Raw genomic sequence first — 20,497 nt, 5'->3', positions numbered from 1 at the left:
CGGCGATCAAACACCAGCCGAAGCCGCGCGCCGCTGGGATTCACTCCGGTCGGCTACGCCTCCCTCCGCGAATCCCAGCGAGACAACCCTTAACCCAGGACTCTCAACATCCTTGGTATAGAAGTGGGGAGGACGTCAGAAGCAACTCGAGCTGCCGTTGATTTCCAAGAGATGAGTGTGAATGGCTTGCCTTGTGTGATGGAGAAGGTGATCGGCTCCTGGGAGGTTGAAGTCCAAACCAAGTCACCGTCTTTATTGGGAATTTCCAATGAGAACAAATAATATTTTGATTCATCAGTTTTTATTTCTGTGCGATACGCATGAGTGCCCAGAAGCGGTGTAGTCGGATCTACATTTACCTTCATACATCCGATCGTAATGACCATTATTACGATCATGGTCAGTTGTTTTGAAATGGATGAATGCAAGGGTACTCCTGTGCTTGTGGTGGTAGCGCCCTAACGAAAGCAGCTAACCGGACCAACCTGCGACCGAGAGTTGAACGGAGTTAAGAAAGACGTTGCAAGAGACAGGAAACCAGATCGTGCAGGTTGGGTCCGAGTTGAGCTAAGGGTTAGGCCGGAATTGGGAAGGGGAAAGAGTTTAGTCAACAACAATATGGGCGACACCAATGCTGCAGCAGAATCGATAACCAACGTCCTTGTACACGAATTTGTAATCGTTCTGTTTGATTTTGATTTCATATATTTTTTCAAATTGTTTGCTGGTTGGGTTGTAAAGATAAAGCTGCGACTTTCCTTCTGCGGTCAGAATTTCAAGTATTTTCTGACTGCGCTGACGATCATAACCTTTGATGCTTATATACAGCCTGTACTCGCACAGCATTGGCTTACCGTCGAAAATTCCATCATCGATGCTTTTGTTTTGAATTTCGTTTTTAAGAAATGCGACACCGCTTTCTGGGCCACCTTCTTCTGTGGCCCTTGCGTTGATTGAGAAAAGTAGTAGAAAGGCTATAAGTATCGATTTCATTTTAGTCCATGTAGCTTGTAGTGGTTTTGATGGAGGTTGGAAATAGGAAGAAGTGTAAGGCCTAACTAGATTTGGACGGCGAGAACGAAGCAGTTCGTAGTTCGCCTAATCCGGTTTGAGAAGGATGTAATTGCTAATTTTACCGTGGAGCTATTGAACGGAGCTATTTGAATGGGCAGACCAAAAAATCACGGATGAAGCAGGTTTTGGAGCAACTGGAGCCTATTGATTCGATGCAGGCCTAAAATTTAGAGCGTACTCCGCTGGTTGGGCGGCCTAACTTTAAATTGGACAGTGGGTGGTTTGGGGGTCGGAGTTCGCCTAGTCCTGGGGGGGTGGGGGCGGGGTGAGGTTGTGGTTTGGGGGAATGGGCGAACTTTTGGGGGGGCTTGACGGGCGAAAAAAAGGCGATAAATTGTGTCAACCCTAGCAATTCTGCGGTGGAAAGCTGGCACAGGTTAGCGCAATAGGCGATCTGAGGCGATCGGGGTGGGTCCTATGCTCGGGAAAAATAGGCAGACGGGTGAAGGGCGGATCGTGGGGGTGCAGCCGCCGAAGTTCATGGACCAGCTGCGGGACAGCCTGAGGGTCCGGCACTACAGCCTGCGGACAGAGGACGCGTATGTGGACTGGACGCGGCGGTTCATCCTCTTCCACGGCAAGCGGCATCCGAGGGAGATGGGGGCTGCCGAGGTGCAGGCCTTCCTGAGCCATCTGGCGGTGGAGCGCCACGTGTCGCCCTCGACCCAGAACCAGGCGAAGGCCGCCCTGCTGTTCCTCTACCGGAACCTGCTGGAGGTGGACCTGCCCTGGCTGTCCGAGGTGGTCCAGGCCAGGCGCCCGCCGCGGCTTCCGGTGGTCCTCACCCCGGGGGAGGTGCGCGCGCTGTTCGACCAGATGGAGGGCGGGATGGCCCTGCTGGCCCAGGTGCTTTACGGAACGGGGATGCGGCTCATGGAGGGGCTGCGCCTCCGGGTGAAGGATGTGGAATTCGAGCGGCACGAGATCGTGGTGCGGGACGGGAAGGGGGGCAAGGACCGGGTGACCATGCTCCCAGATCGCCTGGTGGAGCCGCTCCGGGCCCACCTCGGCCGGGTGCGCGCGCTGCATGCCCGGGACCTCGCCGAGGGCTTCGGGGAGGTCGGCCTGCCGGATGCGCTGGGGCTCAAGTCGCCTCAGGCGGCGCGGGCCTGGGGCTGGCAGTGGGTCTTCCCCTCGGCCCAGCGCTCGGCGGATCCCCGCTCCGGCCTCGTCCGCCGCCACCACCTCCACGCGGAGAGCGTCCAGAAGGCCGTGCGGCTGGCGGCTCGGGCCGCGGAGCTGGTGAAGCCGGTCACGCCCCACGTGCTGCGCCACAGCTTCGCGACGCACCTGCTGGCGGCGGGCCACGACATCCGCACCGTGCAGGAGCTGCTGGGGCACAAGGACGTGGCCACCACCATAATTCGCACCTATGGGTTGCTGTAAAGAATACCGGTTATTATTGCAAAAAATGCTAGACATTAGCAAGATTTTGGCATTGCATTCGCTTATCTTGCTGGGCGTCTTACCCGGAACTATATTAATTGTAGAGGTAGTCGTCATGGAGCCACCCAAACCCGGCCAATACAGGATCCGTAATATTCGGTTGGCTTCCGGGCTGCGGATACCGCTCTTGTGCCGTGACGAACTGCCAATTTATGAGACGACGTTCTGGACGCTCGGAAGCTTGGTGCCGAAGGGCAACGCCTACGCAACTGTGCTTTCTAAACTCCGTGCGGTGGCCCACTGGCTCTCATTTCAGGGCGGGCCGGGTCTGGACTGGGCGGAGCGAGTGCGAAGCGGGAAGTTTCTGTCGCCCGGCGAAACTTCCGAGGCCCAAGCCCTGATGGGGCTCGCCATTCATCTCCATGACCCCGAGAAGGCCACCAAGCAGCTACGGGTCGCTCCGCACATCAAGGCTGCCCGTGTCGGGTTCCTCCGCGAGTATCTCTGCTGGTTGGCCAGCGGTTACATATACAAACTCCAGGGCTCCACTCACAAGGTGGTGGACCGACGGTTTGAGAAATGGGTTGGGTCCTGGGTCACGGATGAATCAACTGAGACCAACCCGAACCAGACTTCTAGTACAAGCTCTGGATTGACCTCACCACAGCGTGAGCTATTCCTAAGCGTCATCCAGCCTGGGAGCCCTCTAAATCCTTTTGAGCCGGGCATGCAGGTCAGGAATTACGCGCTTCTCCTCATGTTGTATGAGCACGGCATGCGGATGGGGGAACTCTTGGCGTTGCGGGTTGACGATGTGTTCTTAGACCGCATGGTATTCCGCATTGCGGCGAGGAGGAATGACAGGCTTGAAACTCGAGGTCGCGCTCCGAGCGGAGCCAAGCGTGGAAAGGGTCGGGAGCGCCTATTCTCTTCCCTCAGCATGGCTACCCTTCAGCGGTGGCTTGAGGTTGACCGGATGGACGAGAAGAGGTTCCCAGGAGCTCCAAAATGCCCTTATGTATTCGTTTCCGAGCGGCTGGACGTTCTGAAGGGAGCCGTGCGCCCCCTCTCCGTGCGCCGCCTGTCAGCTCTATTCGAGATATTGCGAAGGCATTATCCGGAGCGCCGTAATGGACATCAGCTTTTGAAGGTGGGATTCGATCCTCATTTCTCACCCCACGACCTTCGGCATGACTGGTGTGTCCGATACTTGCTGGCCCGCTATGAGGGTTGGACCGCTAATGATGACCGGACGATGCGCTACGAGATGGGGTGGACCGAGCGTAGCAAGATGCCGAGTCATTACATGCGGATTGCGCTCCGAGATCTCGGTGGGAAGGTCCTGGAGAAGACCTCTGCCGAGCGAATCTACGAGGCCATGAAGATCCGGGAAGAAATGCCTTTTTAACTTCTGTGGAGTCACCAAGTGCTTAATGCAAAGCGCACTCCGGTTTTTCGCAAGAGGACTCCTTGAACCCCGGGATGGCCCTTCGGGCAGAAACGGAGCCCAACAGGGACCCTCTCAGGGAGGTGCTGTCGTCCATCCCAGCCTCGATTCAGGCCCGAGAGGGACACATCATCGATACCTCGGGCCTTGTCTGGCGTCTGCCCCCCGAACTCGGCAGTGGAATCATCGACTGGACCCGTGTTGAAACTACGCCAATCATGCTGCGCGTGCTGATGGGTTACGTCGCTGCCTTACTGCAAGGCAAGTCGGAGAGGCACGCACTGACAGAGTTTCGTCGAATCCTCAGTATCAAGAACTGGGACATCTTGACTGAACCCTGGGAACGGACCGAGGAGATCGAATTGGCGGACATCCTGGCCGTCCAGCGCCATCTCCGAGAACTGTACACTGGCGCCTGGAGGGACTATTTTTCAGTCGTGAGACGTCTCTATTCCTGGGCGGCAGGCAAGGGAATCCCCGGTTTCACGAAGTATGTCTGCGTCCAACTGAAGCAGGTCAGGATCGACGCACCCGTTCCACTCGTGAAGCGCCTGGAGGCGGCGCCTGGCGCCCCGCGCAGCAAGGCCGCCAAGAACCGGGAGGTCTACGATGTGACGACACTCACGGTGATTGCCGCGTATTTCAATAAGGCCGAGGGCCTCCTGCGGGATGGACAAGTACTGTACCGCCCGCTTCGTTCAGGGGAAACCCGAAGAACTGAGGGTAAGTACTGTGTGATCCGCAAGGGCGGCCAACTTCTGCGCCCCTCCCACGTGGGTATTGCTGATCTGGTCTTGGGCTGGCTGGCCTGGCGATTCGGTGACCGACCCGACGCTTTCCGCAAACTGCGGGAAAGCCATTTCGAGTTCATCGAGGTTGAGGGCGAGACGGCGCTGGCACAGATTCGGATGCCGGAGAGTAAGATCCGCCACGCTGACTACAAGGCCATCCAGGGGCCGTTGCCCATGGGCAACGAACTCGCTCGGTTGGTGCCGGAACTTATCGCGGAGAACAGGGAAATTCGAGCTCGGGTGGGTCTCGACAACTCCCTGGACTGGCCGTTGTTCATGACAGCCCAAGAAGGGACCGGTTCCTGGGCTCGCAAGGTTTACGGTCTTCCCCACGAGGATCTTGCTAAAGGGTTTGAGAAGCCGGCGAATGTCTTATTGACTGACCTCCGAACTCTATTTGAGGCCCTGCGGATACCGGATGGCAAGGGCGGGGTGATCGTGCCCACGTTCTACTCCTTCCGGGATGGGTTTGTTACCAACCACATCCTGTCCGGAACGCCTCTCGAGGTGATCGCGGCGCTGCATAACAAGCAAGTCCAGAGCATCAGGCCGTACTTCGGGCCTGGGGTGCGGCTCACGGAGAGGCTGAACCAGGTGCCGGAGTTCTCCCAGCTAGCGGAATGTTTCGAGCCGAACGAGCCGATCCATGCGGACGAGGTGGAACCTGAGAAGTTGGTGCCGTTTCCTCCCTGGTTGGAAATCGATAAACAGGGAACCCAAGTCGGCGGGACGGGGCGTTGCGGCTGCATTGGGGCCTCTGGATGCCCGATCGCCATGAACGGCTCGATCGACTGCTACGTGTGCCCGACATACACACCCATCGTGGAGGCTCCCCACCAAAAGGTTTACGACGCGCTCTGGGCGCGGCGAGAGGTCCTAATCCACCGGGGACTGCCAGAGGCTGAGTATAAGCGGTACGACAGGCACCTCGCCGCAATGGGGGTCGTGATCATGAAGATCCAGCGTTTGGAGGGGGCATCCAAATGAGTATTGACCCTCACCTCACCGAATCGGCGAAGCGGCTTCAGGCCTACATCATCGAGGGACGACGACTCGTCATGGCTGCCTTCGGTATCGATTTCGATTCCGACATTTGGCAGCTGCCTTCTAAACGCGAGGCAGGCAGGATGGACCGCCGCCACGATTTCTCTAGGTTCGAGGAACCGTTCAAGAGCCTTCTCAAGGCTGTTGTCGCCAATGAGAGCGCCCCGAAGAACGGCAGGAGTGGGTTCAGTTGTAAAAATTTCACAGTGTCTGCACGGCATTTTTCCAGGGTGGTTGCTGGGGTCAAGGATCTCACCACCATATCTGCGGACCACTTCCATCAGGCGGTCGAAGACTTGCGAAATAGGGACGATTTGACCGACGTGACCAAATTTAACAATGGTAAAGAACTCGCAAGCTTGGCAAATGCCCTCAACTTGAATCGATTGACGAAAGGCCTGATCACCTTCCGCAACCCATTTTCCCTGCCTGAGTCGAACGGCGATGAACATATGATCCCGCCGGGTGCGATCAAAGGGTTCGGGGCAATTTGGCAGGAGATCATGAAGGGGACAGACAATGACCAGGATCGCCTACTGGCTTGTACGGCGACGATGCTGCTCTGTACTGGCTTCAGAATCAACGAACTTCTCTCGATGCCGGTAGATTGCTGGCATCCAAGAACGGGTAGGGACAGCCAGGGTCGGATCCTGGAGGGAGTGTTCCTGGGCTACGTGCCTGAGAAGAATGGTCTCTCCGAGGCGACGCAGCCCAAGTGGATTCCCAGCGACCTCATCCCGTTGATGAAGGAATGCCTGGATGAGATTCGGCGGATCACGGATCCCTTCCGGGAGAACGCCCGTGCCCTCTACGAGGGTCGCGTGAATCTGCCGGGTCTGGAGAATGATCGGGCATACACCGCGGCTGAGGCCGCGGAACTGCTTGGTGTCACAGCTCAATCCACGGGAAGGATTCTTGGGAAATCCGGGACCTACCCAATGGTTTTACGCGAGGGAAGAGGCGGCATGCGGTACGCCCTCAATACTCCGGACATTCGCGAACTTGTCCGTTCTAGGAGCTTCCTGGGCAAGGTGGTCATGGAGCCTTGGCCGCAGGAACTGCACGAATCTCTTTTCGTGATCAGCAGCGGCTTCTTCATGGGAAGCCGCAATGGCCTGAACGGCACCGCAGACCGTTTGAAAGCAATGAAGATCAACCACTTCCTAGCAGGAGGCACAAACGTAAAGTCCTGCTTCGAGCGCTTTGACAAGAGAGATCCCGACTCGGGAAAGTTTTGGGGCTTTTCCACTCACGACCCCCGGCACACGCTCACCACCTGGATGAAGCGGGCGGGGCTGAGCGAATTGGAAATCGCAGGCTACTTCAATAGGAGCTCTCGCAATCCTGCCGTAGCGAACCGCAACTACGACCACATGCAGCCCTGGGAGATGTTGGAGGTGGTACGCCAAGCCTTGGAACGAGGTGAGTTCATCGGTCCCTGGGCCGATATCCTGAAGAACATCAAAGACCCGATCCGCCGGGCAGAGCTCAAGGGAACCATGCTCGGGAATATCAGCTATTCCAGGCTGGGACTGTGTAGTCATGCGGAAGGCACCACCCCGCCCACCATGCCGGAAGCCTGCGCACGGTGTACGGGGCTGATCGTGATTAAGGGCAACGCAGGCCACATCAAGGAGACCAAGGAGCAACTGGCAGAGTGTGATGAGACGATCGCCCGGTACCAGAAGCAGACCGAAGCCGGCTACTTCAACAAGGACCGCTGGCTGAATGTGGAGATGGAGCGCCGGGAAGGCCTAGTGCGAATGCTGGACATCCACCTCGATCCGAAGATCCCCTCTGGGTACTTGGTCCAACTTTCTCCTTACCGGAAGAGAGAGAAGGCTTGCTGATGAGCGCCTTCCGCCATCTCACCCAGGACGATATCGTCCAAGTCTGCGCGATCATCAAGGCCTGGCCTCTGCCGACAATTACTTGGGAGGCGGTGTGCCGAGAAGTCGGAATCCACCTGAAGCATCAATTCACCCGCCAGGCGCTAGAACGCAAGCCTGAGATCAAGGCCACCTACCTGGCGCGGCGTGGCAGGCGCGAGAACCTGGTGGAGAAGGATCACGCCGAGCGGAAGATCGCTAACCTCCAAGCCCGAGTGGAGGAGTTGGAGAAGGCGCTGGCGGAGTACGACCTGCGCTTCCTGCGCCATATCGAGCGAGCCATCCGCTGGGACAAACTGCCTCAGGACCTCGAGAAACCTCTGGATAAGGAGATCCCCCTGCTGAGGAGTGATTCGTGAAAACCTCGGAGGAGGCCCGAATGAACGGAAAACAGATCGGGGACGATTACGCCCGGACCCTCGCGCGGTACCTGGAGGCCCTGCGAGCGGAGGGTAAAGGGGTCCCGTCCCGCGATGGCAAGGTCTCAGCCAAGGCTGTAGCCCTGGCCTCCGGGGTGGACCTCCAGAGCATCTACAAGAACATTAAGTGCCGGGCGATTCTCGAAGCCGCCGCCCAGGAACTGGGTCTTGCCCCGATGGGGACCCGGGAGGCGGGACCGACCAAGGACGACGCCAAGGACCGCCGCATCCAGACATTGGAGACACGGAACGCCGCCCTCCAGGCCGAGGTGGAGGGACTGCGGCAGAAATTGAGGCGGTACCAGCACATCGAGCAGCACATGGTCGAGACTGGGAGGCGGGTGATCCCGTGACGGAGCTGACCCTGACCGTCTCGCAGGTATGGCTTGGCCCCAAAGGTGGTGCGGTTTTCCAGGGCAAAGACCAGGCGGGTGCCACCCACAAGGTCATCGCCAGCGAGAATGTCATCTCCCGGCCGCCGCGGCCCGGGGAGTTCTGGCGGGTCCAGGGGGAGAACAGAACTCATCCGAAGTGGGGCCTCCAACTCGAAGCCACCCTCGCGATTCCTATGGTTCCCGAGGGGGAGCACCTTCGCCGTTTTCTGGCCCGGAATCGGGCCTTTCAGGGGGTCGGAGATGTTCGGGCCAAGATGCTGTGGGAGAAGTTCGGGAAGGGTCTTATCGCCCTGTTGGATGCCAAGGATGCCCTGTCCCTGGCCGAGGTGATCGGAGAAGAGGTCGCCGGGACGCTGGTCCAGGCCTGGGAGGAGGCCCGTGCCGAGGCCCGTGTGGTGGAGTGGCTGGACCAGAAAGGGTTCCCGGTCCGCCTGGCGGCGAAGGTGGTTAAGCTCTGGGGCGCTCTTGCGCCAGAGAAGATCCAGGAGAACCCCTACCGCATGCTGGCCGTGGCCGGCTGGGAGCAGGTCGACCGTGCAGCCCAGCTCATCGGCTTCCCCCAGGACGCAGAGGCGCGTCAGATCGCGGCCGTGGAGACTGTCTGCTACCTATCCATGGCCGACAAGCACACAGTCATCAAGGAAGGGGAGTTGCTGCTGGGTGTGGGCAGGCTCCTGAAGGTGGGCCGGGATGGGGCGGAAAAGGCCCTGGAGCTGGCGGAAGGAGACCAGGCCGTGGTGAGGCTAGGGGAAGGTCGATGGCAGGCCCTAGGACCCCACGTGATGGAGACCTATCTTCGGGACCGATTGGCAGCGATGGTCACTGCCGAGCACGTTCCAGCCGGGCATCTGTTCTGGGCCGCCCCGTCAGACGCCAAGGTGGATGAATTACTGGCCGAGTTCCAGGCCGAGAACAGCCTGAAGCTTACGGATGAGCAGAAGCAGGCCGTATGGATGGCCCTAACCCAGCGAGTGGGGATGATCCTTGGCGGCGCCGGCACGGGGAAGACCACGGTGCTGAAGGCCATCATGTGGGGGGCCGAGAGGCTGCAGGGCACGGTCCATGCTGTCGCCCTGGCGGGCAGAGCGGCGATCCGCATGACGGAGGCCACGGGTCGTCCGGCCAGAACAATCGCCGGGTTCCTCGGAGCCGCGGAACGCGGCGAACTGGAACTAGGCGGCTCAGATTTGGTGGTGGTCGATGAGGCCTCAATGGTGGACCTCCCGCTGGCCTATAGCCTCATGCGAGCAATCCCTGAGGACGCACGGCTCCTTATGGTAGGCGACCCCTACCAGCTTCCCCCCATTGGGATGGGTCTGGTGTTCGGTGTCTACGCTGAGGATGATCGAGTCCCCAAGGTGGAACTGATGCAGGTTCACCGACAGGCTAAAGAGACAGGGATCCCTCAGGTTGCTGGGCAGATTCGCATGGGGACCATGCCTGGGCTGAAATCCTACGAGGGGCCAAAAGCTGGCATCTCGTTCATGCCCTGCACCAGTGCAGAGGCTCAGGCTCAGGTGATCGAATTGGTCTCGGAACTTGGCGGCCCTGGCGAGGTCCAGATCCTCTCTCCCATCAAGAACGGACTCGCTGGCATCAAGGCCATCAATGCCGCGCTTCACCATCTACGGGCGGCCGGTCGGGACCAGTGGCAGGGGTTTGCGGTGGACGATCCGGTGATCTGGCTGGAGAACGACTACGACCGGAAAATCTGGAACGGAACTCTCGGTGTGGTTCAGGCCGCAGGCCCCACATCGCTTTCCGTCCTTTGGGATGGACATGACAAGCTGATGGACATGGGGGTTTCTGACCTGGACTCACTGGATCTGGCCTATGCCATCTCAGTGCACAAGGCTCAGGGAAGCCAGTTCAGGCGAGTTGTTGCCCCAGTATTCAGGAGCCGTCTTCTTGAGCGGACCTTGGTTTACACGGCGCTGACCCGTGCCACAGAACAGGTCGTCTTCATCGGCGATGCAGGCGCGCTCAAGCTGGCTGTTGAAGCGCCACCGGCTCCCTTCAGGAGAAACCACGGCCTAGCTCATGCTGAGAAGTAGCCAACGCTAGGCTTGGCCACCGACGGCGATTCGACTTATGTAAGACTTCACCGCCTCCGCTCTGCCTTCTCGAACGAGATCCTCTGGAGTTCGGTCCCCAAAGGAAGGCAAACACTGAGAGCGATACCATGCGAATGCTACTGGTTCTGACCCAGCCAAGGGGAGAACCGCGTTAATGATCTCGGCAATCTCTTGATCCTCTCCCGCCTGTTGTGAGGAAGGCCGTGAGTCATTGAGATTTTTTTTCGGCACTCGGACCTCTCAGAGAATATTCCGCCCCCGGCATCCAAGGCGCAAGAGTCGCCGAATGGAATCGGTAAATCCCAACATTCCTTAGGCCGCCTTCTTCGGCGACGCAGATGCACTAGGGCAGGCACTTGAACCACCGTCAGCACCGGGTCGGAGGAAACACAGCTAGGACTTGTCGAGGGAGATTTGTGGGCCTACCCTTCTTCCAGCCAGCCGGAGGATAGGGCAACGCAGGGATGCGACCCGAGCGCCGAGCTGGGGCCGAAGCTCACGCTTCAAGGGCCTCCCACAAGGAGGCCCTTCTTCTACCTGGCCGCAAATTGGGATCGATTCTTTCAGCGAGAGCTTTGGTCCTTATGCGATAAACCCCGGGGGTACGGGGGCAGAGCCCCCGATTCGACTCCCAATTCCGATTCAATGGTGTCAATGCAACGGGTATCCTCTGAGCGCGGATTTGCATGGGATGTGACGCTAAAGCTGTGTGAGAGCGGTAGACAGTCGCCGAGACTCGCGAAGTAAGATTCGGTCTGCCATACTCCGTTCACACACTAAGGCAATAATGGTCCAGTCAACTCACCAATCCCGAACGTCTAGCCTTCGCTGGATTCATGGGATGCAGAGTTGGATTTCCCATTTCAATCGATGGATCCAGGCAAGCTCGCCACAACTTGGTTTGTTTTTGGTGAGGCGAACCGAACTCGGGATTTGGGCCTCGCGAAAAATCGAGTCCCTGCGTTTTCGAAGAGATAGAACTCTCCATATTCAAATTGAACAGATGAAAGACGGGCGAGATGGGTTGGGAGCTACTAAATGGCTTCTTCGCCAGGTCACGCCTCAAGGAATTTATTCGATCCTGGCGGTGATCCTTTTAGTGCTTCTGCCGGCGCATTTCCAAAGCCACGGTCCTTTCCAGGCGTGGCAATCCTTCATTTCGTCCTTCAATCTGGGAATTTACATCACGCTGCTAATCACCATCGCCCAAGCCTCTGCGGCGGTACTGGCTTTGTTCTTCACCGCCATGAGCATCGTGGCCAGTACCACCTTCTTAAAGGTGAAACCTGCAGTTCGCAATTTAATTGTGCAAGACAAATTCAACCGCCGATACATCAGGTTGCTTTCCCACACTGCGATGACCTCAATTCTTGGGGTGGCCCTAACTGGCTTCGATGTCCCACCTTCAACTATATTCATCGCATACATGCTCCTATTATCTGGGCTTTGTTTGTTGGGATTCATCCCAATTGGAAGCCAAATCTTCCGATTGTTTGATCCAGCGGCGCTTGCACCAATGCCGATTCAAACCTTCGTCCAACAGATTCAGACTATGACGCGGGGAGGACGCCTATGGTTAGATCCATCGTTCCAGGTCTACGCTTGCAATAGAGCGAATGAACAAGTTCTAATCCTCGAAGATTTGGTTTTAGAGGTCACACGGGACGATTACCCGCGCAACGACGCCATACTCTCATTGGCGCAAGCGGTCGTACATGTGGCGAAAGCTCATGCAATCGTGAAGACATCCATCCCGAGCACGAGTCGATGGTTTCCCCAAAAAGCGGAGTTCCAACGCTTTCAGTCGATGAATAGTTCTTCCACATCCATTGCCCTTGAAACGGGAACCATGCCTACTTCGGCTCCCGTTGCGGATCATCAACAAATTGAGACCCGCTGCATATCCATGCTCATGAAATGTCTGTCCACCCTGGTGGAGCGCAATGCCTTGGATGATGTGGCCACGCTCCTCTTGGACTACGGGTACTTGGTTGAAGCATTTTCGCGGGTCTATGAAAACACCTCTGCACAGGGCCTACTGGATGAAATGATATCCAGAACCACCCAGGTCCTATCGCAGGCTGAACCATTGCAGGAACCGAAGAAGCATCTTCAGCTTGCGGACCTACTGGGATTTGCGGCGATAGCGCCGATCCTCCACCCTGCGCAAGAGTTGGCCCATAACACCGACGATTTGATCGAAGGCACCGTGGATGATCTTTTGTCGTTGGATAGAAGGCGAATCTATAAGGTGGCCCACCCACGGCAGGTTCTCCGCGTTCTTGAGGATTTCGCTTCACGCCTTCAATTCGAGTTCGAAGTGGAAGGGGAATTGCGAACGCAACCAAGGCATGTCAGACGGGTAGTCGCGTTGGCCTATGCGGATGTTATCAAAGCTCAAATCGCGCAGATTCCAACCAACATCGATCGAGGGCTCGTTCAACCTATTGCCTTCTTGGTCCAATCAAAGGCGCCCCTATGGGCGAGCATTCTCGTGATTCGTGGATTGGAAGCATGCGAGAAGGGGATGATACAGGTCCACACTCTGAAAGACGTTTACGCAAATCTGAAAAGCATCAGTGAACCCAATGGGGCAGACCCTGAGAGCAGAGGCGACGAGGCTCTAAAGACCATTGAGATATCGCACTCCAAGCTCATTCATATTTGGGCTGAGGTCGTCCCGGGTTTATGTTCCAGTGCCATTGGTGAGGAGGACCTTCCGGATGTACTTGGAATTGCGAGAGCCAATATCGGGGATGAACTCGTCAAGGCGCTTGATGAGAAAGATAAAAAGTCATTCTCGAAGTTATTCCCAGCATATTTACTCGCCAGTGAAGCCATCAAAGCCGAACTACTGAGGCGTATCGATCCGAGGAATTCAAATTACAGGAATTCGGTTGTGATGGATCTCCAATTAGATTTGATGACCCTTTCAGGCTTGGCGTTGATCTATTCGGACATCGATAAATCAGGTTGCTGGGACTCCGCACATATTCTATGGGACAAACTGATTGAAAACTCGCCCGATCCATCTGCGTTCGTTCAGGATCAATTCCACTGCATCGATAATCCAACAATGGTTCCGATGTTCTCACCCAGTTCCATGCAGAGACTGAAATGGGAGAGGACGCTTCGTGAGGGATTGGTGCGGCGTGGAATCGAATCAGAGGAAATCTTCGGATTCAATCCACGTACGTCCAGGGGGCCGCGAACCATCCCTCCATTGATTGATGCGATGGGCTTTCATCTAGGGAACCCATACCAGGAACCCTTCGAGGTGTTCGGAGCTCTGTACCTTGCCAAACAGGAAGCGGCCAAAGGACTGTCCCTGCCGTATAAGGTTGAAAGCCTTTTACGCGAACTCAACCTTGGCGAAGGTGAGTAAATGCGACTTCACGGAGCGGACTCAGAAGAAACCCTCCAGTGGGAACGGGCGTCTGTTTGGTACCACCACATTGGTATCAAGTCCCGCCTAGATGATCCTGGGTCCAAACTTTGGATGTGCGCCGAAGATGTAAACAACCAGATCTTTCACCAATTCAACAGTGTTCAACACGATCGATCCGGCTCGTTGAAGAAGTCCGTCTGGGTAGATGGCTGTTCACAGGACCTTCAGCGGATCCTAGCAGGAAGCCTCCGAACTGATCGCTACCACGAGGACCTTCAGGATGCAGTGAAGTGGTTCGTAGCTGCGGTGGCACAGGAAATGGTCTCTTATGGGAAAAGCACCTATGAACTTTGCTTAGGCTGGGATCAAGGGGTCCACACGCGCCAACTAAAGGCTGCGAGACTCCTTTGGATCCCTTCAGAATCGATCCTTCGAATCGGCGGCAAGGTATTACAGATTGTACCAACCAATGCACCCGAGGATTACTCGCCCGGCAAGTCAGTAGCCCTCGATCCGGCGAGGCTGGTTATGTTCTCCCCCCCTGAAAAATGGGTTCGCCATTTGAATCGGGTTCGATACGGATTGGTCAAACTTGGGGAATCTGAACACAACTGGATGGGCGGTATGGTCAATCTCGCTCACGTGAAGGAAGACTTCGCAACGGTGAAACGCACCTACAGTGTCGAACTGGGTAGATTGACGGCCCCCATCGGATGGAATGCGCGCGGCTCGATGAACGACGACATGGGTAATGTGCATGCAGAAGTCAGAGACTTCCGCTGGAAGCGATTCTGCGTAGATCTCCGGGATAATGTGCTGATGGACCTGAAAAAGGTCTTCAGGCTGATCGGGAAACACCTTGGGGAATCGCCTATCCTGAGGTGGGACCATCTGCTTTCCCACACCCAGATTCAGGCTGATGAAGATGAACTTATGTGACCACAACAATCAATTCTGTAACAATGGGTTCCCTTGGAACTGCCTGCCTACGAGAGGTTCGCTGCGAGGTAGTTCCGTAATTGCTCGAATCCCTGGGTCCCCGTCTGAAGAAGCTCCAAGGCCGGCCTTCCCCTGAAGAGCTCATCAGTGTTTGGTTGTTTCACCCATGCGTTGGCGGATTCGAGAGCAAGCAGGGTGTGTAGTGCTCTGTAGATTCCGATGGTATGGGAGATCCGCTTCAGGGGATCGGTTCCAATCTCGATCTCTGTAGGTTTATGGTCGAACCCCAAGAGAACCGAGGCTTCCTCTTCGCCGATACCCCATAGGTGCATGATTCGAAAGTAGGCCCTCAGCCCGGCGGGGACCAATCCCTTATTCACAGCCTCGGCCATTCTCTCTTCATCCGAGAGATTACTGGCCCACCCCCGTGCATCCAGGGCCGCGAATCTGTCCTCTTCTAACGCGAATTTACGACCGAGATCAACTGTCGAGGGGTCCTTCGGAACGAAGTAGACAATGTTGTGGCACGTCGCGCAGGAATAGGCGACCCCAGCCTCTACCTCCTGGGATTCGCACCCTGACCCGAGTTCTTGTCCGCAGTATGGGCAAGCATCGGGGCAGACTGACGGGAAATCGGGAAGGGCCCCGTGCTCTTTCCTCCTCAGGGCCCCTCGCACAGCAGCCGCCCCGAGCTCCTCGGGAGTCGCAGTGAATAATCGTCTGACTCTACGCTGTTCTGGAGTTTCAGTCATGATTGGCTCATCTACAATCTCGGTTGTCAAACTAGACAAGAATTGTCTGACCATCATAATGGGGCGGAGTCTTCTCTGAGTGAGCTTTGGCCATCAGGCGATAAATCCAGTGAGAAGTAATCGGGCGCCGGCCCCCGCTAGTTCCTTCGCTTGGAATTGATTATTCATTCAACCTCAGTGAAGCCCGACTCGCACGAACAGGTATGTGCATGCCTCCAATAAGGCTGGTACGGTCAAATCAGCCAAAGCAGCGGCCTTCTTCACCTCGTCCATCTCGTTCTTGAAGGCCGAGACCTGCACGATGTGCCCTCCCTTCTCTGACCTCAGTAGCTTGGCGGCGTTGGAGGACCGTTGGAGGTCTGCTGAACTGGTCACACCAATCACACGCACAAAGCCTTCCATAATCCCTTTGGAATACTTCCCTCTCTTAAAGTGGCGAGTCAGCAGTTCGAATGTCTCTGCGTCAAGATGGCACCTGCCACCAGAGACTCGATGTCCCTGCGCGTGTAACGGTTGGGCCCTTTCCATTTCTGAAAGGTACTTCCTCAATCGTCGCTTGAAGGCGCCTTGCGATTCGTCCTGCATGCTTCTCTCCATCCGCCCTCAGGTAGGGGTGATGTTGCAAGATTAGCTCGACAATGCTACTTATAGTCTGTAGATTCATAGTCGTCAATTGCCGACGATCGCCCTTATGGCCAAGAAGGGCGTAAGGCGTATACCTGCAAGACTCCGGTTCGCCGAGAACCTTCGCAGTATTCGGACGCAGAAAGGCCTCTCCCAGGAGGACCTGGCCGATCTTGTCAACCTCCACCGGACCTATGTGGGCTCGGTAGAACGCGGCGAGAGGAATATTTCGGTCGACAATATGGAAGCCTTGGCAGATGCACTTGGGGTTGAACTGAGTGAAATGCTTCGTGGCTAGGCCCCCTCGCCATTGGCTACCCTGCCGACCATTCATCGTGCCTAGCGATCAACTGGTCGAATAGACAAGATATTCCTCGATACTTGAAAGCAGCCTACGACCCTGACCTGCCTGTAAATTTGGAAATTAATCAAATCCACATCGTGAGGTTTTATCTCTGAATTCTTCCGAAAATCATAGCCTCCGGGCATCATGCCCCACATGTGCGGTCGATACACCTTCACCCTCAGTGCTGCCAACCTGACCGAGGCGTTCGGCTTGGTGCCGCCGGGCTTCGCCATCCGGGATGGCTACAACATCGCCCCGGGTCAGTACATCATCATCGTCCGCCCGGAAGGAGGGCGAAGACTCGCCGATGTGGCCTTCTGGGGGCTCATCCCGGCCTGGGTGAAGGACCCCAACGAGTTCTCAAAGCCCATCAATGCTCGGGCGGAAACCCTGACGGAGAAACCCACCTTCCGCGCGGCCTTCAAGCGAAAGCGCGTGATCGTGCCGGCCACCGGCTTCTACGAGTGGCAGGTCCAGGGAAAAGGAAAGCAGCCCTTCTACATCCACCCGAAGGATGAGGGGTTCTTTGCCTTCGCGGGCCTGATGGAGGACTGGCAGGGCCCCAACGGAGAGGTGATGATCAGCGCCTGCATTATCACCACCGGGCCCAATAGCCTCATGGCCGACATCCACAACCGCATGCCCGTGATCCTGCCCAAGGAGACCTGGGACCTCTGGCTGGATCCTGCCTCCCAGCCCCGCGAGGTCCAGCCCCTGCTCGTCCCATTCCCGAGCGACCGGATGGCCGCCCACCCCGTAAGCCCTGCGGTCGGAAATGTTCGGAGTGACGGGCCAGAGTTGATCCTGCCCGTAGCCTAGGCTCCCCAGACGAGGCTTGATTTTCGTTTTTTATTCGCCATACTTGGATCCCCTCGGAGGGGTTCGGTGTGGGCGTGGTGGAGGCATGACGGGACGGCCCTGACCTGGGCAGGACGGGCGTGGGGCTTGCGATGAGCTTCGCCCTCGGGATCTCCGACTTCAGCGTGGGCGAGGGGGTCTATCCCGCCCGGCAGCTTCTCAAGCTGGCCCGGTGCCTGGGCTATCAGGACCTTGTCTCTTGGGACACGGGGGTACAGGGCTACCCGAAGCTACGGGAGGAACTGGAGTGGCCCCGCCGGGCCCGGGAACTGGAGGGCCTCCCTCCGGATCTCGAGGAGGAGATGTTCCGGGTTCACCTGGGGTGCCGCTTCACCTGGTATGGGCATGCCTACGGCGCCCTGCCCACCAGCGACAAGGGTTATGCGGCCCTGAACAAGCTGCTCACGGACCAAGCCCACGGAATGGACGAGGCGGGAACCCTCCGGGTGCAGGGTGAGCCACCGCTGGGCTGCCTGGTCCTCACGGAGACGTTGGAGGGCCTTGAGGCGCTCCAGAAGGCCGGGGTGGAGGCTTCCCTGCTCGGCCACCCCTGTCGCGTCCAGGAGGCCCGCCAGGCGCTCTCCCGTGGGCTTCGGGTCGTCGCGCCCCAGGTCTTGCGGTACCGCACGCCGGAGGGGTTGGAGATGCACCGCGTCAAGCGGGCCATCCACCACCAGCAGACCCTCATCCGTACGGAGCCCCTCTGGACTCCTGGTGAGGCGGCGGTGCATCGGCAGACCTGGGAGGGCCGCTTCCCCGCGGCCGAGCCACAGGTCGCCCGGGCCACGCGGGACCTCCTGGAGCAGGTGGCTGCCTGGCGCATCCACTGGGGGAAGTGGGTGGTTTCCCGGCCTCTCAACCTGGACGGCTCGGACCTCGACGCCGTACTCCGAGAGCGGGTACGGGCCGGCGTCGAGGAACGGTTCCCCGAACTCCGCGGAGACATCCTCGCCCGCATGGAGCGGGAGCTGGACCTCATCGCCGCGAAGGGGTTCGCCACCTACTTCCTCCTGGTCCAGGACATCGTCCAGGCCCTGAAGCACCAGGGCATTCCCAGCCGGATCTGCGGCCGGGGGAGCGGCGCCGCCTCCCTGGTCAGCTACGCCCTCGGCCTCAGCAACGTGGACCCCGTGGGCACCAACCTCATGTTCGAGCGGTTCCTCACCTTGGAGCGGAAGGACCCCCCGGACATGGACATCGACTTCGCTTGGGACGAGCGGGACAAGGTGATCCAGGCCGTGTTCGAGCGGTACGGACGGGACCGGGTGGCCATGGTGTCCAACCACACCTTCTTCAAGGCCAAGGGAGCCCTTCGGGCGGTGGCCCAGATTCACGGCCGGCCGGACGACGAGTTGAGGCAACTCGCCCGGTTGGTGCGGGGCTGGGAAGGAGGGCTTGGGATCGCGGCGGAGAACCCCGCTTGGGCTGAGATCCTCCGGCAAGCTGCGCTCCTGAAGGGGCACTTCAATCAGTTCTCGGTTCATCCCGGCGGGACCATCGTGACCACGGGCCCGCTCTGGGAGCATGTGGCCTTCCAGCCCGCCCCCGCCAAGGAGAACACCTCCATCACGGCCTGGGACAAAGACGGGGTGGAGAACTATGGCCTGGTGAAGATCGACCTGCTGGGGAACCGGAGCCTGGCAGTCATCCGGGACGCCTACCGGGTTCTGGGAAGTGCCGTGCCGAAGGATCCCGGAACAAACTCCCGGCAGGACCCGGAAACCCAGGCCCTCCTCGCCCGGGGGGACAGCATGGGCGTCTTCTACGTCGAGAGCCCGGCCATGCGCCAGCTCCAACAACGGGTGCGGAAGGGGGATTTCGAGACGCTGGTCATCCACTCCAGCCTGATCCGCCCGGCGGCCTACCACTGGATCGACCGCTATGTAAAACGAGCCCGGGGCGAGGAGACCTACATTCCCACAGACCCGGTGTTCGAGCGGCTGCTCTCCGAGAGCTACGGGGTGCTGGTCTACCAGGAGGATGTGCTGAAGGTCGGGGTCGAGCTGGCCGGGTGGACCTACTACGAGGCCGACCAGTTGAGGAAGCTGCTCGGCAAGCCAGACTGCGAGGCCAAGCTACCGATCTTTGAGGCCAAGTTCCGCCGGGGGTGCGCGGCCCGGGGCGTCCGCCAGGCGGTGGTGGACGAAGCCTGGGACATGGTGAAGACCTTCACCGGCTACTCCTTCTGCAAGCCCCACTCGGCCAGCTACTCCCAGGTGAGTTTCGAGAGCGCCTGGATCAAGGCCCACCATCCGGCCGTGTTCTTTGCCTCTGTGATCACGAATCAGGGCGGGTTCTACCCGGCCAATGCCTACCTGGGGGACGCCCGGCGCCACCGTCTGGTGGTGGAGGGGCCGAGTGCGAACGAATCGGACTGGGCTTTCACGGCCGAGGGGGACCAGGTGCTCCGGGTGGGCCTGATGCAGGTCATGGGGGCCCGTGAGCAAGAGGTGAAGGCCCTATTGGATGAGCGACGGGAGAGTGGACCATTCAAGGACCTGGACGACCTCCTGCGGCGTGTGAAGTTGTCCGTGACTACGGCGGAGGCGCTCTGCGCGGCCGGGGCCTTCGACCTCTGGACCCGGAATGGCGACCGCACCCACCTCATGTGGGCGAGGCTGGGTGGCGTCCCAGCGGGAGTGAGGCCGAGGCCAACCAACCCCTTCGACCGGGCAGACCTGGAGAACGCCACCATGGGCCTGACCCTGGAGATCCATCCCGCGGCCTTGATGAGAATTCGGAAAGGAAGCGGGCCCGACCGGGCGGTGGATGCGCTGATGAAGCCCCAGGGCACCCGTCTCAGGTTCTGGACCCTGGTGGTGGCGGAGAAGGTCGTCTCCACCGAGAAGGGCGAGGCGATGCAGTTCCTCACGCTGGAAGACGAGACGGCGCTTTGCGAAGCAGTGGCGTTCCCTGATGTGATCCAGCGCCGTCAGCGCCCCTACCGCGTAGGGGAGACGCTGAGCATCGCAGGGAAGACCACGCGGCAAGACGGGCTGCAAGTGTTCGAAGTGGAGGTTCGGTAAAGCAGAAGGGAGGTGGGTAGCACTGAATGTTCGGACCCATTTTC

At 58.3% G+C, this 20,497-nt stretch carries 15 protein-coding genes and 1 pseudogene; 12 read left to right on the top strand and 4 right to left on the bottom strand.

Going from position 1 to position 20,497, the window contains the following annotated elements; translation table 11 throughout:
- Window positions 1-603: 603 nt before the first annotated feature.
- Complete coding sequence (locus tag QSJ30_RS13295) at window positions 604-993, bottom strand: hypothetical protein (RefSeq protein ID WP_285610028.1); 390 nt, start codon at window positions 991-993, stop codon at window positions 604-606.
- A gap of 498 nt (window positions 994-1,491) precedes the next feature.
- Here QSJ30_RS13295 and QSJ30_RS13290 point away from each other — a divergent pair, with 498 nt between their 5' ends.
- From QSJ30_RS13290 to QSJ30_RS13260, 7 genes are all read left to right on the top strand, one after another.
- The gene (locus tag QSJ30_RS13290) at window positions 1,492-2,460 is read left to right on the top strand and encodes an integron integrase (protein ID WP_420798791.1); all 969 of its coding nucleotides are present in this window, start codon (window positions 1,492-1,494) and stop codon (window positions 2,458-2,460) included.
- 244 nt (window positions 2,461-2,704) lie between these two features.
- A complete protein-coding gene (locus tag QSJ30_RS13285; RefSeq protein WP_285610026.1) occupies window positions 2,705-3,868 on the top strand; it encodes a tyrosine-type recombinase/integrase in 1,164 nt (387 codons plus the stop codon).
- A 74-nt stretch (window positions 3,869-3,942) separates the two neighbouring features.
- Window positions 3,943-5,685, top strand: coding sequence for a hypothetical protein (locus QSJ30_RS13280; RefSeq protein WP_285610024.1), 1,743 nt, complete (start codon window positions 3,943-3,945; stop codon window positions 5,683-5,685).
- On the top strand, window positions 5,682-7,592 hold the full coding sequence (locus tag QSJ30_RS13275) for a hypothetical protein (RefSeq protein ID WP_285610022.1): 1,911 nt from the start codon (window positions 5,682-5,684) through the stop codon (window positions 7,590-7,592). The genes QSJ30_RS13280 and QSJ30_RS13275 overlap by 4 nt, the downstream gene beginning before the upstream one ends.
- Window positions 7,592-7,990, top strand: a complete 399-nt coding sequence (locus QSJ30_RS13270; RefSeq protein WP_285610020.1) for a hypothetical protein — start codon at window positions 7,592-7,594, stop codon at window positions 7,988-7,990. The genes QSJ30_RS13275 and QSJ30_RS13270 overlap by 1 nt, the downstream gene beginning before the upstream one ends.
- Before the next feature lie 20 nt (window positions 7,991-8,010).
- Complete coding sequence (locus tag QSJ30_RS13265) at window positions 8,011-8,403, top strand: hypothetical protein (RefSeq protein WP_285610018.1); 393 nt, start codon at window positions 8,011-8,013, stop codon at window positions 8,401-8,403.
- A complete protein-coding gene (locus tag QSJ30_RS13260; RefSeq protein ID WP_285610017.1) occupies window positions 8,400-10,499 on the top strand; it encodes an AAA family ATPase in 2,100 nt (699 codons plus the stop codon). The genes QSJ30_RS13265 and QSJ30_RS13260 overlap by 4 nt, the downstream gene beginning before the upstream one ends.
- 6 nt (window positions 10,500-10,505) lie before the next feature.
- Here QSJ30_RS13260 and QSJ30_RS14525 read toward each other — a convergent pair.
- Window positions 10,506-10,682 (bottom strand): annotated as a pseudogene (locus tag QSJ30_RS14525) (XRE family transcriptional regulator); the annotation flags it as partial.
- Window positions 10,683-11,361: 679 nt separating this feature from the next.
- Here QSJ30_RS14525 and QSJ30_RS13255 point away from each other — a divergent pair.
- Window positions 11,362-13,905, top strand: a complete 2,544-nt coding sequence (locus QSJ30_RS13255) for a hypothetical protein (RefSeq protein WP_285610015.1) — start codon at window positions 11,362-11,364, stop codon at window positions 13,903-13,905.
- Window positions 13,906-14,847, top strand: coding sequence for a hypothetical protein (locus tag QSJ30_RS13250; RefSeq protein ID WP_285610012.1), 942 nt, complete (start codon window positions 13,906-13,908; stop codon window positions 14,845-14,847).
- Between the two features lie 47 nt (window positions 14,848-14,894).
- Here QSJ30_RS13250 and QSJ30_RS13245 read toward each other — a convergent pair whose 3' ends face one another.
- Both QSJ30_RS13245 and QSJ30_RS13240 read right to left on the bottom strand, forming a co-directional pair.
- Window positions 14,895-15,599 (bottom strand): antitoxin Xre/MbcA/ParS toxin-binding domain-containing protein, encoded by a 705-nt coding sequence (locus QSJ30_RS13245; protein ID WP_285610011.1) that lies wholly within the window; start codon window positions 15,597-15,599, stop codon window positions 14,895-14,897.
- Window positions 15,600-15,773: 174 nt separating this feature from the next.
- On the bottom strand, window positions 15,774-16,184 hold the full coding sequence (locus tag QSJ30_RS13240; protein ID WP_285610010.1) for a hypothetical protein: 411 nt from the start codon (window positions 16,182-16,184) through the stop codon (window positions 15,774-15,776).
- A 106-nt stretch (window positions 16,185-16,290) separates the two neighbouring features.
- On the opposite strand from QSJ30_RS13240, the gene QSJ30_RS13235 reads away from it, so the two are divergent.
- From QSJ30_RS13235 to QSJ30_RS13225, 3 genes are all read left to right on the top strand, one after another.
- Window positions 16,291-16,521, top strand: a complete 231-nt coding sequence (locus QSJ30_RS13235; protein WP_285610009.1) for a helix-turn-helix domain-containing protein — start codon at window positions 16,291-16,293, stop codon at window positions 16,519-16,521.
- 192 nt (window positions 16,522-16,713) lie between these two features.
- A complete protein-coding gene (locus tag QSJ30_RS13230) occupies window positions 16,714-17,388 on the top strand; it encodes an SOS response-associated peptidase (RefSeq protein WP_285610007.1) in 675 nt (224 codons plus the stop codon).
- A 131-nt stretch (window positions 17,389-17,519) separates the two neighbouring features.
- Window positions 17,520-20,453 carry a helix-hairpin-helix domain-containing protein gene (locus QSJ30_RS13225; protein ID WP_285610005.1) on the top strand — a complete coding sequence of 978 codons (2,934 nt, stop codon included), beginning with the start codon at window positions 17,520-17,522 and terminating at the stop codon, window positions 20,451-20,453.
- The last annotated feature ends 44 nt before the right edge of the window (window positions 20,454-20,497 follow it).

Source organism: Geothrix edaphica, assembly GCF_030268045.1.
GTDB lineage: Bacteria > Acidobacteriota > Holophagae > Holophagales > Holophagaceae > Geothrix > Geothrix edaphica.
This window is presented reverse-complemented; position numbering and strand designations above follow the sequence as displayed.

Coding starts and splice junctions, on each gene's coding strand:
- QSJ30_RS13295 (WP_285610028.1), bottom strand. CDS start 993: ATGAAATCGATACTTATAGCCTTTCTACTACTTTTCTCAATCAACGCA.
- QSJ30_RS13290 (WP_420798791.1), top strand. CDS start 1,492: ATGCTCGGGAAAAATAGGCAGACGGGTGAAGGGCGGATCGTGGGGGTG.
- QSJ30_RS13280 (WP_285610024.1), top strand. CDS start 3,943: ATGGCCCTTCGGGCAGAAACGGAGCCCAACAGGGACCCTCTCAGGGAG.
- QSJ30_RS13275 (WP_285610022.1), top strand. CDS start 5,682: ATGAGTATTGACCCTCACCTCACCGAATCGGCGAAGCGGCTTCAGGCC.
- QSJ30_RS13270 (WP_285610020.1), top strand. CDS start 7,592: ATGAGCGCCTTCCGCCATCTCACCCAGGACGATATCGTCCAAGTCTGC.
- QSJ30_RS13265 (WP_285610018.1), top strand. CDS start 8,011: ATGAACGGAAAACAGATCGGGGACGATTACGCCCGGACCCTCGCGCGG.
- QSJ30_RS13255 (WP_285610015.1), top strand. CDS start 11,362: ATGCAGAGTTGGATTTCCCATTTCAATCGATGGATCCAGGCAAGCTCG.
- QSJ30_RS13250 (WP_285610012.1), top strand. CDS start 13,906: ATGCGACTTCACGGAGCGGACTCAGAAGAAACCCTCCAGTGGGAACGG.
- QSJ30_RS13245 (WP_285610011.1), bottom strand. CDS start 15,599: ATGACTGAAACTCCAGAACAGCGTAGAGTCAGACGATTATTCACTGCG.
- QSJ30_RS13240 (WP_285610010.1), bottom strand. CDS start 16,184: ATGCAGGACGAATCGCAAGGCGCCTTCAAGCGACGATTGAGGAAGTAC.
- QSJ30_RS13235 (WP_285610009.1), top strand. CDS start 16,291: ATGGCCAAGAAGGGCGTAAGGCGTATACCTGCAAGACTCCGGTTCGCC.
- QSJ30_RS13230 (WP_285610007.1), top strand. CDS start 16,714: ATGCCCCACATGTGCGGTCGATACACCTTCACCCTCAGTGCTGCCAAC.
- QSJ30_RS13225 (WP_285610005.1), top strand. CDS start 17,520: ATGAGCTTCGCCCTCGGGATCTCCGACTTCAGCGTGGGCGAGGGGGTC.